This is a genomic window from Streptomyces sp. NPDC006385, from assembly GCF_040612485.1.
Taxonomy (GTDB): Bacteria; Actinomycetota; Actinomycetes; order Streptomycetales; family Streptomycetaceae; genus Streptomyces.
In genome coordinates this window covers 1-15797 of the sequence record NZ_JBEXQG010000089.1, presented here as the reverse complement: position 1 = coordinate 15797, position 15797 = coordinate 1, and the positions used below count along the sequence as shown (strand labels likewise).

At 71.9% G+C, this 15797-nt stretch carries 15 protein-coding genes and 1 pseudogene; 8 read left to right on the top strand and 8 right to left on the bottom strand.

Going from position 1 to position 15797, the window contains the following annotated elements:
• Positions 1-79 precede the first annotated feature (79 nt).
• The 3 genes from ABZ078_RS38980 to ABZ078_RS38970 all read left to right on the top strand — a co-directional run bounded on the left by ABZ078_RS38980 (position 80) and on the right by ABZ078_RS38970 (position 2568).
• Positions 80-1447 (top strand): amidohydrolase, encoded by a 1368-nt coding sequence (locus ABZ078_RS38980; protein ID WP_356583269.1) that lies wholly within the window; start codon positions 80-82, stop codon positions 1445-1447.
• 91 nt (positions 1448-1538) lie between these two features.
• Positions 1539-2228 carry a DUF899 domain-containing protein gene (locus tag ABZ078_RS38975; RefSeq protein WP_356583268.1) on the top strand — a complete coding sequence of 230 codons (690 nt, stop codon included), beginning with the start codon at positions 1539-1541 and terminating at the stop codon, positions 2226-2228.
• A 154-nt stretch (positions 2229-2382) separates the two neighbouring features.
• On the top strand, positions 2383-2568 hold the full coding sequence (locus tag ABZ078_RS38970; RefSeq protein WP_356583267.1) for a hypothetical protein: 186 nt from the start codon (positions 2383-2385) through the stop codon (positions 2566-2568).
• A gap of 49 nt (positions 2569-2617) precedes the next feature.
• Here ABZ078_RS38970 and ABZ078_RS38965 read toward each other — a convergent pair.
• Positions 2618-3800 (bottom strand): annotated as a pseudogene (locus tag ABZ078_RS38965) (ABC transporter ATP-binding protein); the annotation flags it as partial.
• 238 nt (positions 3801-4038) lie between these two features.
• Here ABZ078_RS38965 and ABZ078_RS38960 point away from each other — a divergent pair.
• Complete coding sequence (locus tag ABZ078_RS38960; protein WP_356583266.1) at positions 4039-4818, top strand: alpha/beta hydrolase; 780 nt, start codon at positions 4039-4041, stop codon at positions 4816-4818.
• A complete protein-coding gene (locus tag ABZ078_RS38955; RefSeq protein WP_356583265.1) occupies positions 4808-5269 on the top strand; it encodes a hemerythrin domain-containing protein in 462 nt (153 codons plus the stop codon). Before ABZ078_RS38960 ends, ABZ078_RS38955 begins: the two co-directional genes overlap by 11 nt.
• 152 nt (positions 5270-5421) lie before the next feature.
• Here the strand turns inward: ABZ078_RS38955 and ABZ078_RS38950 are convergent, their stop codons facing one another.
• The 3 genes from ABZ078_RS38950 to ABZ078_RS38940 all read right to left on the bottom strand — a co-directional run bounded on the left by ABZ078_RS38950 (position 5422) and on the right by ABZ078_RS38940 (position 7287).
• Positions 5422-5847: a hypothetical protein gene (locus ABZ078_RS38950; RefSeq protein ID WP_356583288.1), complete on the bottom strand. Its 426-nt coding sequence runs from the start codon at positions 5845-5847 to the stop codon at positions 5422-5424.
• 379 nt (positions 5848-6226) lie between these two features.
• Positions 6227-6661 (bottom strand): hypothetical protein, encoded by a 435-nt coding sequence (locus ABZ078_RS38945; RefSeq protein WP_356583264.1) that lies wholly within the window; start codon positions 6659-6661, stop codon positions 6227-6229.
• Positions 6652-7287, bottom strand: a complete 636-nt coding sequence (locus ABZ078_RS38940; protein ID WP_356583263.1) for an ATP-binding protein — start codon at positions 7285-7287, stop codon at positions 6652-6654. The genes ABZ078_RS38945 and ABZ078_RS38940 overlap by 10 nt, the downstream gene beginning before the upstream one ends.
• 240 nt (positions 7288-7527) lie before the next feature.
• Between ABZ078_RS38940 and ABZ078_RS38935 the strand changes: the two genes are divergently transcribed.
• The 3 genes from ABZ078_RS38935 (at position 7528) to ABZ078_RS38925 (ending at position 9608) form a co-directional block, all read left to right on the top strand.
• On the top strand, positions 7528-8388 hold the full coding sequence (locus ABZ078_RS38935; RefSeq protein ID WP_356583262.1) for a helix-turn-helix transcriptional regulator: 861 nt from the start codon (positions 7528-7530) through the stop codon (positions 8386-8388).
• Positions 8389-8643: a DUF397 domain-containing protein gene (locus ABZ078_RS38930; RefSeq protein WP_062703874.1), complete on the top strand. Its 255-nt coding sequence runs from the start codon at positions 8389-8391 to the stop codon at positions 8641-8643.
• 161 nt (positions 8644-8804) lie between these two features.
• A complete protein-coding gene (locus ABZ078_RS38925) occupies positions 8805-9608 on the top strand; it encodes an SAM-dependent methyltransferase (protein WP_356583261.1) in 804 nt (267 codons plus the stop codon).
• 61 nt (positions 9609-9669) lie between these two features.
• On the opposite strand, the gene ABZ078_RS38920 is transcribed toward ABZ078_RS38925, so the two are convergent.
• From ABZ078_RS38920 to ABZ078_RS38905, 4 genes are all read right to left on the bottom strand, one after another.
• Positions 9670-10374: a dual specificity protein phosphatase family protein gene (locus ABZ078_RS38920; RefSeq protein ID WP_356583260.1), complete on the bottom strand. Its 705-nt coding sequence runs from the start codon at positions 10372-10374 to the stop codon at positions 9670-9672.
• 171 nt (positions 10375-10545) lie between these two features.
• Entirely contained in the window at positions 10546-11463 is a 918-nt protein-coding gene (locus ABZ078_RS38915) for a hypothetical protein (RefSeq protein WP_356583259.1), read from the bottom strand.
• The gene (locus ABZ078_RS38910) at positions 11460-14000 is read right to left on the bottom strand and encodes a PEP/pyruvate-binding domain-containing protein (RefSeq protein ID WP_356583258.1); all 2541 of its coding nucleotides are present in this window, start codon (positions 13998-14000) and stop codon (positions 11460-11462) included. The genes ABZ078_RS38915 and ABZ078_RS38910 overlap by 4 nt, the downstream gene beginning before the upstream one ends.
• Before the next feature lie 405 nt (positions 14001-14405).
• A partial coding sequence (locus ABZ078_RS38905) for a PLP-dependent aminotransferase family protein (RefSeq protein ID WP_356583257.1) occupies positions 14406-15797 on the bottom strand: 1392 nt, incomplete at its 5' end.

The window sequence follows — 15797 nt, the reverse complement described above, 5'->3', positions numbered from 1 at the left end:
TCCCGGACCCGCCGAGGACCCGTGACCGGATGCGCGGTTCACCTCACGCGAGCCGACGACCGCGCCGTACGTTGGCGGGATGACGCCTTCTCCCGCGGAAGCACCCGCCGACCTCGTCATCACCGGCTGCACGGTCCTCGTGCACGACGCTCAAGAGCGGATCGGGTTCGAGGAGAACGCCGCGATCGTCGTACGGGGCGGAGTCGTCGAGTCCGTCACGACCGCCGACGCAGTGCGCGACCGGCCCGCCGTCCAGCGTCTCGACGCGCCCGGCCAGGTCGCCCTCCCGGGCCTCGTCAACTGCCACACCCACGCCCCCATGGTCGCCCTGCGCGGTGTCGCCGAGGACCTGCCCACCGAGGAGTGGTTCAACGACGTCGTCTGGCCGGTGGAGTCCAACCTCACCGAGAGGGACGTGGCGTTGGGAGCGTGGCTGGCCTGCGCCGAGATGATCCGGGGCGGGGTCACCTGTTTCGCCGACCACTACTTCTCCATGGACGCCGTGGCCGGCGTCGTCGCGGAGTGCGGGATGCGGGCGCACCTCGGCGAAGCCTTCTTCTCCTCGCAGGGGGACCGAGGGCGGGAGAAGTCGGTGGAATTCGCGGTCCGGCATCGTGGCGGCGCCGACGGCCGTATCACCACCGCGCTCGCCCCGCACGCCCCCTACACCGTCGACGACGCCGACCTGGCCGCCACCGCCGACCTCGCCCGGGAGCACGGCCTCCCCGTCCACCTCCACGCCTCCGAGAACCGCGACCAGGCCGACGCCTGCCTCGCCCGCCACGGCGTGACCCCCATCGAGGTCCTTCAACGGACCGGACTCCTCGACGTCGACGTCCTCATCGCCCACGGCACCGGCATCCTCGACCGCGACCTGCCGGTCCTGGGCAACGCCTCAGGTCGTACGGCCGTCGCCACCGCCCCGCGCGGCTACCTCAAGTTCGCCTGGCCCACCACCACACCCGTACGCGCCCTGCACGACCTCGGCATCCCCGTCGGCCTCGCCACGGACGGCGCCGCCTCCAACAACTCCCTCGACGTCTGGGAGTCGATGGCCCTCACCGCCCTCGTCCAGAAGTCGACCACCGGCGACCCCCGCTGGCTGACGTCCCGCCAAGCCCTGCACCACGCGACCCTCCAGAGCGCCCGCGCGGTCGGGCTCGGCGACAGCCTCGGCAGCATCGCGCCCGGCCGGCGCGCCGACATCATCCTGGTCGACCTCACGGGCCCGCACACCCAGCCGGTCCACGACCTCGCCGCCACCCTCGTGCACAGCGCCCGCTCCTCCGACGTGCGCACGACCATCGTCGACGGGCGGATCCTCATGCGCGACCGGCGGCTGCTGACGATCGACGTGGCCGCCGTGGTGGGGGAGTTGGGGGAGCGCCTGCCCGCGCTCCTGGACCGCAGTCACGGCAAGCGCATCCAGGAGTACGACACCTGGTGAACATCTCCCGGGACGTCTCCGGGCCGGCGATGAGTTCTGCCCCCGCCGACGGTCACCACCCGGAACGGACCGCTGCACAGGAGGGGCGCCCATGTCGCTTCCGGAGATCGTCTCGCGCGAACAGTGGCGCGCGGCACGCGAGGAACTGCTGCTCAGGGAGAAGGCGGCCACGCGCGCGCGGGACGCGCTCAACGCCGAGCGCCGCAGACTGCCGATGGTCGAGGTCGAGGAGGAGTACGTCTTCGAGGGCAGCGACGGCAAGGCCACCCTGCTCGACCTCTTCGAGGGACGGCACCAACTCGTCGTCCACCACTTCATGTTCGCCCCCGAATGGGATGCCGGCTGCCGCGGCTGCTCCGGATTCCTGGACCAGATCGGGCAGCCGGCGCATCTGAAGGCGCGCGGGACGACCCTGGTCGCCGTCTCCCGGGCGCCGTACACGAGGCTCCTGCCCTTCAAGGCACGCATGGGGTGGACGGTGCCCTGGTACTCGTCGTACGGCAGCGACTTCAACCACGACTTCGAGGTGACCCTGATGCAGGAGGGCGAGTGGGTGGAGCGGCCCGGCGTCAGCTGTTTCCTGCGGGACCGGGACCGCGTGTTCCACACCTACTCGACGTATGAGCGTGGCCTGGACGGGCTGGGCTCGACCACCAGCTTCCTGGACCTCACCGCGCTGGGTCGGCAGGAGGAGTGGGAGAAACCCGAGGGGCGCGCGTCGGCTCTTGGGGCGCCTGCGGGGAGTGCGCGCGTCCGGTATCACGACGAGTACGAGGACTGATACGGAACGTAGGGGTTGATCATCGAGAGTGAGCGGTTGCTCACCCATAGCGGTGAACGAGTGTCAACTACGTCTCAGTCCCGTCACTGGGCGAGGCGTTTCACCTCCGGCAGGCGTTAACTCCTACAAGCACGACGCTTTCTGGAGGTGCAGGATGGTGAACGGGCGAACAGTGCTCGAACGCTTTCCCGCGGGCGGGCCGCGGGGATCGTGGCCGGCGGAGGAGTTCGCGCACGCGCGGCGGATGGAGGGTCTGCCCGCCGAGGTCGTCATGGACCTCGCGACGGACACGTTCCTGGTGATCGTCCGCGGTGAGGTCGCGGCCGACGCGGCCGCGTGACACCAGGGCCGTTCGGACCGGCTTGTGGCCGGCCGGGCCCCGGTGTCGATCAGCTCGCCTCAGGGGCGGGCACCCGCGCCGTGAACTGCTGCGCCTGGAGCGAGTACAGCTCGGCGTAGATGCCGCCGGTGGCCAGCAGCTCGTCCGGTGTGCCGGACTCCACGAGCCTGCCCTGGTCCAGGACGTGCACCAGATCGGCGTGGCGCACGGACGCCAGCCGGTGGGTGATGAGAACGACCGTCTGGCCGGCGGAGGCCAGGGCGCGGATCTTCTCGAAGACCTCCAGCTCGGCCCGAGCGTCCAGGGCCGCCGTCGGCTCGTCCACGATCAGGATGCGGCCGCGCCGGTAGGCGGCCCGGGCGATCCCGAGCCGCTGCCACTGGCCGCCGGACATCTCGTGCCCGCCGCTGAACTGCCGGGCCAGCAGGGTGTCCAGGCCGCGCGGCAGATCGGCCACCACCTCCTCGGCGCCGGCCTCGGCGAGCGAGGTGGCGAGGCGCTCCTCGGTGAGGGGCGCGGAGGAACGGCCGACGGCGACATTGACCCTCGCCGTGAACGGCCAGCGCTTGAAGTCCTGGGCGACCATCGCGATGCGCTCGGCGAGGCGGTGCCGGTCGGCGGTGGCCGCGTCGACGCCGTCCCACAGGATGCGGCCCCGGTCGGGGGTGTACAGCCCCGCCAGCAGCTTGACCAGGGTCGTCTTGCCGGAGCCGTTTACCCAGGTGAAACCGCCCGCCCCGCCCTCGACGACGTCACGCTCACCCTCCCCAGCTGAAGCTGACGTTCTCGAAGCGGATCTCTCGCGGGTCCTCGGGCAGCGCGGCGCCGCCCACCGGAATCGCCCGTTCGGCCGCCTCGACGTACAGCCGCTGGAGATCACCGACGAAGAGGGCCTCCTCGTGGAGCGCGTTGACCTCCAGGACGAGGGTGTCGAGGCTCGACGAACCCGTGCGGATCGCGATGACGGCCGTACCCGCCACGGACAGTGCCATGGCGCCGGCGAGCAGCAGTCCGCCGAGTGTCGCGTACGTCGCGACGGTCGCGAGCCCCGTCCACGCCGCCGCGATCAGCCCCGTGCGCGCCGCCAGCCGGGCGAGCCGGGCCTGCTCGGCCTCGGCGGTCTCCGACATGGCCCGGTAGTGGCGCAGCAGGAAGGGGCCGACGCCGTGCAGGCGGATCTCGGGCGCGGCGGCCGGCTCGGTCAGCAGCCCGCTGATCAGGTGGCCGGCGCGGTCGGAGGGGCCGCCGCGCGGCTGCTTGAGAAGGCGGCATGAGCAAGGCGCGCTTGACGTTGCCGAGAACGCAGTGTGAGGCGATGATGCCGACTCGCGGTCCTCGGAGACTGCGTGCTCGCCCTGACGCCATTGCGGCAGCGACGCAACTGCCCATCTGGCCTTGGCGGTTATAGTCAGGCAGCGTCGCGTGCCGGTGGCGGATGGATCGTCAGGCATGGAGGCGTCGTATCGAAAGGTGGCTCCGGCCATTTCCACCCCAATCTCACAGAAGATCACGCTTTACCCTGCCGAGGACCGGTTCCTCGGCCCCCGACCCGCCGTCCTCGTCCTGCCCGGCGGCGGCTTCCGGGAACTTCCACCGCACGAGGGCGAAGGCTACGCGCGCTGGCTGTCCGGCCTCGGCATCCACGCCTTCGTCCTGTCCTACCGGCTGCTGCCGGACCGGTTCCCGGCCCCGCTCGAAGACGCCCGGGCCGGGTTGGACCACATCCGCAACGGCGACCACGGCCTCGACGTCGGCCGGGTCGGCGTCATCGGATCAAGCGCTGGCGGCCAACTCGCCGGCCTGCTCATGACCGGCCGGGTCCTGTCCATCGAGGAGGGCGTCGCCGACCCGCCCCGACCGGACTTCGCGATCCTGGCCTATGCGCTGGCCGACCTCGACCTGCTGCCGCCGTCGGTGGTCGAGAACCTGCTCGGCGACCTGCTGCCCATCAAGGACGAGCTATCCCCGGCCAAGCATGTGGACGCGTCGGTGTGCCCGACCTTCGTATGGGCCACCGCTCAGGACCCGCCGGGCCTGCCCAACGCCCTGGAGTGGACCCGGGCGCTGGCGGCGGCCGCGGTACCGGTGGAGTTGCACGTCTACCCGGGCGGCAGTCACGGCATCGGCCTGGCCGACGGCGTGGAATACGGCGGCGAGCCGCATAAGTTCATTGCGCGCGAGCCGCACACCGCGTCCTGGACGACCGCGTGCGCGGCCTGGCTGCGACGGGAGGGCGTTCTTGCCGACTGACCGTGTCACCGCCTGGGGCGGGGAACTGCAGCGGGTGCACGGCAAGCTGCGCACTGCGTTGGCGCTGGCGCGGGCTGGACTGGACGGCGGCGACCCCGCCGACGCCGCCACCGACCTGCTGTTGTTCTGCCACGGCTTCTGCGCTGCCCTGTCCGGCCACCATCGCGCCGAGGACGGTTCGCTGTTCCCGGAACTGGTACGGGCGCGACCCGACCTGGCGCCGGTGGTCGCGAAGCTGACCCAGGACCACAACATGATCGAGCACCTCATCGGTGGATTGCAGAAGGCGATGGCCGACTCGACCGACCCGGAAGTGGCGCACCGCCACCTGGACGGGATCGAGGCGGTCATGGAGACGCACTTCAAGTACGAGGAGAAGCAACTGGGAGCGGTGCTGGACGGCATGGACGCCGACTTCGACCGCACCGAGATCTTCGGCCCGATCAGCTGAGCCGCGTCCCGTTCGCGCCGCCCGCCGACGGCGCGAACGGCAATCCACCTGGGGGCGAGCGGAACCGCCACCGCCTCGCGGGTCCTGAACCGCGACCGCCGAGGCTTCGGTGAAGCGGTGAACCGGACCCGTGTCACGAACCGCGACCGGCCCTAACTGCACGAGCCGAAGGGCGCGATGTGGTTCGTGGCTTCTGGCAGCCGTCGTACGACGCCGTCGTCGGTGACTTGCCTGCGCAGACGCTCGATCTCGTCGTGCTGAGCGGCAAGGCGAGAGATCGCCAGGGTTCTGAACTCGGTGAGCTGCGAGATCCGGGGATCGACGATCTCTCCGGCGTCGCGGAGTTCGTTCAACCTGCGCTCGAACTCCTCGGCGAGGTGCTGGTAGGCCCCGGGTCGGGTGGTTCCGTCGCGGTTCTTCTTGGGATGGAAACCGGTGCGGGTCACGTCGGCCAGGGCGGCGAGGGTCTTCAGGTCGGCCTTGCCGCCGGGTGGGAGATCTCCCTTCAGGATCCGTTCCATGGCGGCTCGGATCGCGGCCTCGTTGTGGGTCTTGGATTCCTCGGTGAGCCGGGCCATCTCAGTCCTCTCCAAGGGAAACGGTCTGGGCGGCGTCGATCTCGGCGACGACTCGCAGGGCGCGGTCGCGTTCGGGGGCAGCCGCGCCTTCTCGCCCTTGGCGACCCGGGGGCTTTGAACGAACACGTCGATGGCGGTGGCCTGCCCGGCCCACACGGGACGGTGACACGGATGGTGGGTGGCCTGCGGGCAGCGCGCCGAGTCACACATCCCCACCAGCGGCTTCGTGGCATCAGGCGTGCCGGCCAGGCGCAGGCATAGGGCTTTGGACGGAGGGCGTGAGTGGGGGTGAGGGGTGCGCGCGGGCGTACGCGGTGGGGTGCTCCTCGAAACGCGGCACCCGCAGGAACCCGATGGAACCCGCCTCACCGGCGGAGCCTCACGCGCTGAGCTGCCGCGACCAGGTAGGCGTCGTCCCCGTCACCCGGCACAGCACCAGATACAGCGGAATCGGCGGCGTATAGGGAATCGTCCCCTCCGGCCGGTGGATCAGCCGAGGAGTGTCCAGGACGACCGCTCCGGTCGCGTACCGCACCCCCGCCGGCCACTCCAGCGCGTAGTCGGAGTCGGACGGCACGATCCACCACCAGTGCGCGTCGTCGGCGTACACACACCCCACCCGGGGCAACCGAGGCAGGACCAACGGCCCGAACCGCGCGGGCACCGCCACCGCGTCGCAGCCCAGCGGCGCCGTCATCCCGTCCGGGACCGGCAGCCGCTTAGGAGCGGCAGCGCCCCGTATGCCGCGACGGAGCCGGACCAGCGTGTCCAGGCTCAGCACCTGGCCCCCGCCGGACGCACCGCTCACTGCCATGCGGCCCCCGTCCCCCCGCCGTACCGCGCCTGTACCTCGTCCTCGTCGCCGGAACCCCCGGCCGGACCCGGCTTGGGACGGGAACCCCAGCCAAGGTCGTCGCACGGCTCGAGGTCGCGGGGGGAGGCGTCCGGGAAGACGGCCCGGCGCGGCAGATCCGCCCAGACCACCAGCCCGGCGTCCTGTTCATGGGCGCCCCACGCATGGCACAGGGCCTCGACGAGGAGCAGTCCCCTCCCGTGCTCCTCCTCGGGCCGCGCCGACAACGGATGCGGCTCACCCGGCGCGCATCCTTCGTCACGCACGGCTATGCGCACCAGCTCGGCACCGTCGTGCAGCTCACACACGATGTGCTCGCTCGCGGTGTGCACGATCGCGTTGGTGACCAGCTCGGACACGACCAGAGCCGCCGTGTCGCAGGTGTCCTCGCACACCGACCAGCCGTTCAGCCGGGCCCTGGTCAGGTGTCTGGCCCGCGCGGGAGAGCCTGGATGCGCGGCCAGCTCGAAGCGGAACCGGCGCTCGGCGGCGGCGCCCCGCTGAGGGCCCACGGCCGGGGCGCCGAGGCCGTGGGGGACCGCGGCGGCGTCTGTTCCTAAGGGCGGGGACGGAATCACGCTTGCCACTATCGCCCCGCCGTGAACACTTGGCAAGGGTCACTCTGAAAATTGCAGAGTGCTGTGTGACTCTTTGGAAGGCCGTGGCACACTGCTCGCAACAGCATGTCGAACGGCGCCAGTTGGGATCACCGAGGATCCACCGGTTCTACCGAGGTCTTCGAATAGGTCTTCGAATGGCGCCGTCGGCCTGTCAGGATTCAATCGATCTGTCCGTGTTCAGTCGGGACTCATTCGTGGAGGTGGAGCGTGAGCGAGCCACGGTCCGCGCCGACGGTCGGTCAGGTCGTCCTCGGCAGACGCCTGCTGGACCTGCGTGAACGCGCCGGACTCAAGCGCGAGGAGGCCGCCCGCGTCCTGCGTGTCGCCCCCGCCACGATCCGCCGTATGGAGACAGCCGAGGTCGCGCTCAAGATCCCGTACCTCCAACTGCTCCTGAAGGCCTACGGCATCCCCGACGACGAGGCCGAGGCCTTCGTGCAACTGGCCGAGGAGGCCAACAAGCCCGGCTGGTGGCAGCGGTTCCACGACATCCTGCCCGGCTGGTTCTCGATGTACGTCAGCCTGGAGGGCGCCGCCAGCCTCATCCGCTCGTACGAACCCCACTTCGTGCCGGGCCTGTTGCAGACCGAGGACTACGCGCGCGGAGTGCTCACGTCGGGCGCCATCGGCCAGACCAGCCCCGACGACATCGAGGGCCATGTCGCCCTGCGCATGCAACGCCAGCAACTGCTCACCCGCGACGACGCGCCCCGGCTGTGGGCCGTGATGGACGAGACCGTGCTGCGCCGCCAGGTCGGCGGCCCGGAGGTGATGCGTGCCCAGATCGACAGGCTGCTCGACGCCACGGAGCTGCCCAACGTGACGCTGCAGGTGGTCCCGTTCGCGAACGGGCCGCACCCCGGCACGTACGGGCCCTTCGTGCTGTTCCGATTTGCCATGTCAGAACTGCCGGACATGGTCTACAGCGAGTACCTGACCGGCGCCGTCTATCTCGACGCGCGCCCCGAGGTGGCGACCCACCTCGAGGTCATGGACCGCATGGCGGCGCAGGCCGCTACGGCACATCGCACGAAGGAGATCCTCCGGGATCTCCGCAAGGAGCTGTGAATGGATCGCATCAAGCCGCGCATACACGTCTACAACGGCATGCCCGCGCGGGACTTGGGCAGCGAGGGCTGGCACAAGCCGTGGAGCGGCGGCAACGGCGGCAACTGCCTGGAGGCGATGAAGCTCGCCGACGGCCGTATCGCCGTCCGCCAGTCGACCGACCCGGACGGGCCGGCGCTGATCTACACCACGGACGAGATGACGGCGTTCATCGAGGGTGCGAAGGCGGGGGAGGCGGACTTCCTGTTGTCCTGAGGTCGTGAGGTCCTGACGTCGTGAGGCCCGTTGTTTCCAGCGCTCAGCCTGTTGCGTTCAGCCGATGCCGTTCAGTCGATGCCGTTCAGTCAATTCACTTATCTTGGTGCCGAGTTGATCACGTTCCGTCTCTGCCGTCCCAGACCCTTATGGAGTTCGTCATGACCGGGCTGAACCCCGTCGAGATCGACACCAGCAAGCCCCATCCCGCGCGGATGTACGACTGGTATCTCGGCGGCAAGGACAACTACCCCGTCGACGAGGCCATGGGGGAGCAGATGCTGGCCCTCGACCCGCGCGTCCCGGTGATGGCGCGGGTCAACCGCGCGTTCATGCACCGCGCCACCCGCTGGCTCGCCGAACACGGTGTACGCCAGTTCCTGGACATCGGCACCGGCATCCCGACCGAGCCGAACCTCCATCAGATCGCCCAGCGGGTCGCCCCCGACGCGCGCGTCGTCTACTGCGACAACGACCCCATCGTGCTGGCCCACGCGGCGGCCCTGCTGCGCGGCACGGACGAAGGCGTCACCGAGTACCTGCAGGCCGATGTGCGCAACCCGGAAGCCATCATCGAAGGCGCCCGGAAGGTCCTGGACTTCAGCCGGCCGGTGGCCCTCTCCCTCATCGCGCTGCTGCACTTCGTCTCGGACGAGGACGGCGCGCACGACCTGGTCCGCCGACTGCTGGCCGAACTCCCCTCCGGCAGCCACCTGGTGGTCACCCACGCCTCCGCCGACTTCACACCCGAGGAGTCCAAGGCGGCGACCGAGAAGCTCAAGGCGGTCGGCGTCACGCTGGCACTGCGCTCCCGCGAGGAGTTCACCCGCTTCTTCGACGGCCTCGAACTCGTCGAGCCCGGCGTCGAGATCCCGCACCGGTGGCATCCGGAACTGGGCGAGCCCGTACCCGGGCAGGACGACGGGGTCATTCCCGGGTACGGGGCGGTGGGGCGCAAGCCGTAGGCCGTGGACCTGTGAGCCGGGCGCACGAGCCGGGCCCATGAGCCGGGCCCATGAGCTGGGCCTACAAGTACGACATCATGCGCCGCGGAGCGTCCACCAGGCGGCTGATGACCACTACCGGCAGCGGCGGCTGCTCGGCCTTGGCCGGGCTGAGGTTGAGCCCGTAGTAGATCTGCTCGATCGAGGGCGGGCCGACCGCGAGGTTGCGCCGGACCGCCTGCGAGGGCGACTCCTTGCCGGTGTGCACGAGGTACGCCGCGACCATCGCGCCCGTACGGCCGACACCCGCGCCACAGTGCACGAACACCGGGCCGGACGCCGAGGAGACGACGTCGAGGAAGCGCTGCACCTGCTCGGGCGACGGCGTCTGCCCGTCACGGATCGGCAGGCGTACGGCCTTCAGTCCGGCCTCGCCCGGTTCCGCCAGCTGCGCGGCGGTCATGCGCTCGCCGCGCAGGTCGACGACGGTGGTGATGCCCATGCTCGCCAGCGCTCGGTAACCGGCGGGGGAGGGGGCGGAGCCGCGCCACAGCCGGCCGTCGGAGTCCACGGGCTGGAAGTGGTTCACACCGTGGACGCTGCGCGTTCCGGCGGGTGCGGGGGTCTCCTCACGGGCCCAGTACGACAGGCCCAGGATGCCGCCGGCGCCGGCTGCCCACAGGACGAGGTAGCCGATGAGGAGGCCCAGCAGGGCCCGCAGGGCGCGCTTGGACAGTGGGCGCTCGCGGAAGGCAGGGCGGGGCAGGGTTTCGGAGACGACAGCCATGGGCGACCCGGGGGACTAGGGGACGTGGGCGCTTTGGAAGCGTACCCTTCGGCCCGTGATCAATAGGCGGTTAAGTCCGATTATGTGCTGCATGTCTCATTTGTTATGCCCGGTTACTCAATTCCCCGATCACCATTCCCCGATCACCATTCCCCGATCACCATTCCCCGATCACCGTGATCCGTCAGCCGGCTCCACGTCGCTGACGGCGGCCACCGTGAGATGGGCGCGCTCCAGGATCGCGTCCTCCAGGCAGCCGCGCAGCCGCATCAGGTCGTGGTCGGTGAGCGCGGGCCGTACCACCCCGGCGAACATGCCGTCGCCCAGGTCGCTGAGGGCGGCGTGCCGCAGCGGTACGGAGGTGGAGTGCCGGCAGCTCTCCCAGATCTGCTGTGCCGCCAGCGCCCCCCGGTCGGCCGACATGTTCGTGTTGCGCAGGTCGAGCTGCACGAGCACCGAGGTCGCGGCGCTCTCGTTGGCCTTCTCCCGCCGGGTCTGGGTGAGGTCGGCGAGCCCCACGACGAGGGCGGCGAGCAGCGCGGCGCTGACCGTGGCGACGGCGGTCAGACGTGCCGCGCGGCCCCGGGACCCGCCCAGCGGTGGCAGGTCCTCCAGGTCACCGGGTGCCGCCGGGTCGGGAGCGGCGAGCACGGCCAGCCGCCCGGCCAGGCGCCGCTCGGCCGGCCCCGCCGTGGCCGAGGCGACCTTCTGCACCACCCAGGCGAGCGCGGACAGGAGCACTCCGGCGACCATCAGGACCGGTACGAAGACGTACGCCCGGTCCGCCGGGTCGTCCAGCCAGCGGAACCGTGTCTCCTCGCGCGCCGCGGTCGGCTCCCGCAGCCGCGTCAGCACGTCCTCCTGGCGGGCGTCCAGTTCCCGCTGCCGCCGGTCGGTGTCCCGCAGCCGCTCCTCGATCCGGTTCAGCCGCCCCAGCGTCACCAGGCCGAACAGCAGCACCTCAACCACCAGCAGCAACACGCCGCAGATCATCGCCCGCTGCCACTGCCAGCGGTACAGGTAGACGACGAAGTAGGTGCCCGCGCCGGTGGCGGCCAGCGCTGCGAAGACGTACGCGATCTTCCTCATGACGTGTCCCCCAGTCGTACGTCACCGGCGGTCCCGTCGACGGTGAGCCGGGAGCCGGGCGGGAAGCGGTGTACGGCGTCCGTGGCGCCGACGACCGCGGGGAGCCCGAACTCCCTCGCCAGGACGGCCAGATGGGACAGCGGGCTGCCGGTCTGGGCGACCAGACCGGTGAGACCGGGCAGCAGCGGGGCGAGCGCGGGATCCAGGGTGCGCACGACCAGCACGGCGTCCGAAGGCCGGGGGCCCGTCCCGTCCCATACGGTCCCGACGGTGCGCCCCGCGGACACGCCCCGCACGCCCTCGCCCCGGCCTGTGCCGCGCTCGGCGGCCACGACGTGACCGTCCGCGAGCCGGAAGGCGTCCGGCAGTGGCGGCGACTCCGGACGCGGCACGCGCGCGTGGAGGTCACCGGGCAGGCCCCCGCCGTCCAGCGCGGCGGCCAGCTCCGCCCACCGCAACAGCCCGAGGCGCTCCACGCCGATCCCTGTCCGACGCGCGATGTCCCGGACGAGCCGCACCTGCAGTTCCTGGACCCAGCGGATACGGAGGCGTAGGGCTTCGCGGGGTGGGAGGGAGGTGATGTTCGAGGCGGAGGTGGCTGGAGGGGGTTGTGTGGTGCGTGGTGTGGTGCGTTGTGTGGTGCGTGGTGTGGTGCGTGGTGTGGTGGGTGTGGTGGGTGGGGTGGCGGGTGACGTGGCGGGTGTGGTGAGAGGCCGTGCAGTGGACGGCGTGAGGGCCTGGGAGGAGGTGGCTTGGGGGGAGGCGGCCTGGGCTTGGGGGGAGGCGGCTTGGGCTTGGGGGGAGGCGGCCTGGAGTGCGTCCGTGTGCGCGGTGGCGTACACGGCGAGGGCCGTGCTGGTGAGGTGGGTGCCTTGTCGTGCCGGTTCCAGTGCGGGCGGGCGTGGGGAGGGCGGGCGGTTGCCGTTGCTCGCTGGTGCCGTATGTGCGGCTCGGTCCGGTGTCGTTCCGGAGTGGGCCGTGCCGTTGGCCGGCAGTCCCGTCGTGAGCCGTCGACCCGAATCGGCGGCGCCCGGTAGCCGTTTCCGTCCGTGCAGGCTCGGGGCGGTGAGGGCCAGGATCACGGGGTCCGTGGTGACCGACCCGTCGTCGGGTATGCCCCGGGCGCGGGCCTCGGCCAGGGCGGCGAGGGCGGTGCCTGCCGCTGTGCGGCTCCCGGACGGTTCGTCGAGGAGGGCTCCCGCGAGGGCCTCCTGGGCGTGCAGGGAGACCAGGACCCGGCGGGTCCAGCGGAGCTCCGCGGCCAGGGCGGAGCCGGACAGCCCGGCGGGTGACGGGATCTCGGCGAGGTGGCGGTCGACGTCGGCGGCGAGATCGGTGGCCAGCCCCGGCAGGGACGACGCGAGGCGCCCCGTCCGCCAGGCCGCGGTGAGCCGACGCGCCCCCGGCGCGGGGTTGAGCAGCGCCAGCCACCGGTGCCGAGGGGGCACGGCGCCGAGCAGACGCACATCGGCGGCGGCGCGTCCGGCGACCGTCGTGACCACCGGCACCGACCGCAGCAGTCGGCGCGGCGCGGCGCCCCCGAGGTCGAGCGCGGTGGCGAGCCCACGGGCCATCGGCGCCACCCACAGGTCCTCCTCCAGTGGTGCGAGCTGCTCGGGCAGCGTCTCCGCCACCGGACCGGGCCCGAGCAGCCGCGCCCCGCGCGCCGGCCGCGGCGCCATCGCGGTGATCGGCCGGCTCTGGAACAGCCACAGCCGCCCGTCCGCGTCGAAACCGAACTCGATGTCCTGCGGTCCGCCGAAGACCCGCCGAGCCCGCCGCGCGAGTCGCGCCAGCCGGAACAGTTCGGGGCGCGTGAGCAAGGAGCCGTCCTGCGTGGACGCGGTACGCGGGCCGCCCACGACCTGGGCGTCCGCCGAGGCAGCTTCCCTCGCCACCTCCGTCCGCAGGAGCCGCCCGAACCCGCTCAGCCAGTAGTCGGTGCCGGCCTGCGCGCCGCTGACCAGGCTGTCCGGCCCGCCGCGCACCGCGCTGACCAGCATCCGGTCGTCCCGCCCCGCGACGGGGTCGGCGCCGAACATCACCCCGCCGACCCGTGCCGTGAGCATGGGCTGCACCAGCACCGCCATCGGCGCCGTGGACCCGTCGGGGCGACGCGCCGAGTCGAGCACGGTCTGGACGGCCGTGCGGAACGCGCGCCAGCCCTGCACGTCGAGCACCGAGGTGAACTGGCCCGCCAGGGAGGACTCCTCGGTGTCCTCCTGCGGCGAGGAGGACCGTACGACGAGGGGGCGGGCGCCGCCCTCGGAGAGTTCGTCCCAGGCCCGCCGCAGGGCCACGGCGTCGCCGCCTGCTCCGGGCGGGATCACGAAACCGGGCAGCACGGGCAGTCCGGCGTGGGCCGCGCGGGCGAGGTTCGCCGCCTTGGACCCCATCAGGCGCGGGAGTGCGGCGCCGGGCTGGTCCAGCGGGACGATGGCCGGTGGGTGCGTCCCGACCTGGCCGAGGGCGACATCGCCCCGGAGCTCTCCCCCGTCGCGTGCACCTTCTCCGTGACGTTCGTCGAGCGTCGTCATGAACACCCTCCAGGACCGGCCGCCAACAGGGGGGACGCGCGGGGTTGGCCCTGCGCCTGACGGCGGAACGAAGGATGGGGGCGAGCCGCTGCCGATCCGGGACCGGGTGCGACGACAGCACGCCTCCTGATCCGATGGTCCCACTCCTGTTCGGATACATGTAGCCCGGAAGGCGCTTTTCGGGAAGATCGGATGAGAAATCCGACTATGGCAGGAGATCGGATCCGGGTGACTCGTCCGAGGGATGCACCCCACGGCTCCTCCGCGGGCATGATTCGGCGAGGGCGGCCCCAGAAACCCGGTGCGGGTGGCTCCAGAGACCTGGTGCGGGCGGGCGCCTTAGTTCAGCTGCGGGTGTGGGTCAGGGCAGCGGCGGGTGTGGGTCAAGGCAGCGGTCGGTGTGCCTCACGGGCCGGTGTGCCTCACGGGCCGGTATGCCTCACGCAGCACCCCGCACAGCTCCTCCAACGCCGCCTCGTAGGCGTGCTCCGAGGGCGTCGCACAGCCGACGACGAGGCCGTCGCGTACCGGCATGTCCGCCTCCGTGGCCTGCGGGTGGCGGAACTCGGCGAGGCCGTCCAGGGCGATGCCCTGCCGGGTGGCCGCCTCGACCGTGGCCCGCTCGGTGCCGGGCGGCAGCCGCAGCACCGCGTGCAGTCCGGCGGCGACACCGGTGACCTCGATGTGCGGCGCGTGCCTGGCGAGCGCCGCGACGAGGCGGTCGCGACGGCTCCGGTACCGCTGCCGCATCCGCCGTACATGACGGTCGTACGCCCCTGAGGCCACGAAGTCGGCGAGGCTCAGCTGGTCGAGGACGCTCGCCCACGCCTCGCGCTCCCCTTTGGCCGCGAGCACGTCGCCGACGTACCGCTCCGGCAGCACCATCCACCCCAGTCGCACCGCCGGGGACAGGCTCTTGCTGACCGAGCCGACGAAGATCACGCGCTCGGGATCGAGGCCCTGGACGGCACCGACGGGCTTGCGGTCGTAGCGGAACTCCCCGTCGTAGTCGTCCTCCAGGAGCACGCCTCCACGCGCGCGTGCCCAGTCGATCACGGCGGCGCGACGCTCGGGGTGCAGCGGGCCGCCCGTCGGGAACTGGTGCGCGGGCGTGAGCAGCACGGTCCGCTCGCGGGTCAGCCGATCGACGCGTGCGCCGTCCTCGTCAAGGGGGAGCGGTACGGTCCGTACGCCCGCGGCGGCGAGCAGTTCCCGGTGGAAGCCGAGCCCGTACGCCTCCACGGCCAGCGGGCCGCGCAGCACGCCGCCGCTTCCGCCTCCACTCCGGCCTCCGCCTCCACTCCGGCCTCCGCCTCCACTCCGGCCTCCGCCTCCACTTCCGTCACCGCCCCCGTCCTGGCCGAACAGCAGCCGCAGGGCGTGCGCGAAGCCGGAGCAGATCACGATCCGGCTCGGCTCGGTGCGCACGCCGCGCGCGCGTGCCAGGTACTCGGCGAGCGCCTCACGCAGTTCGACGCGTCCGGCGGGGTCACCGGGCCCGAAGACCTCGTTCGGCGCCTGCTGGAGCGCCCGCCGATAGGAGGCCAGCCAGGCCGTGCGCGGGAACGCCGACGCGTCCGGTGAGCCCTGCCGCAGGTCGTGCCGAGGTCCACGCGCGCGTGGAGGCGCGTCGCGCGGCGCTCGCTCGCTACGCCGGGGAGGTTCGGCCCGCTCGGCCACCCTCGTCCCCGAGCCCTGGCGGGCGGTGAGCCAGCCCTCGGCCCGGCAAGCGGGTCGGGCACTTCGGCGACCGCGGCGCAGGAGACCCACACGACCGTTCCGGCAGCGCTCGCGCGC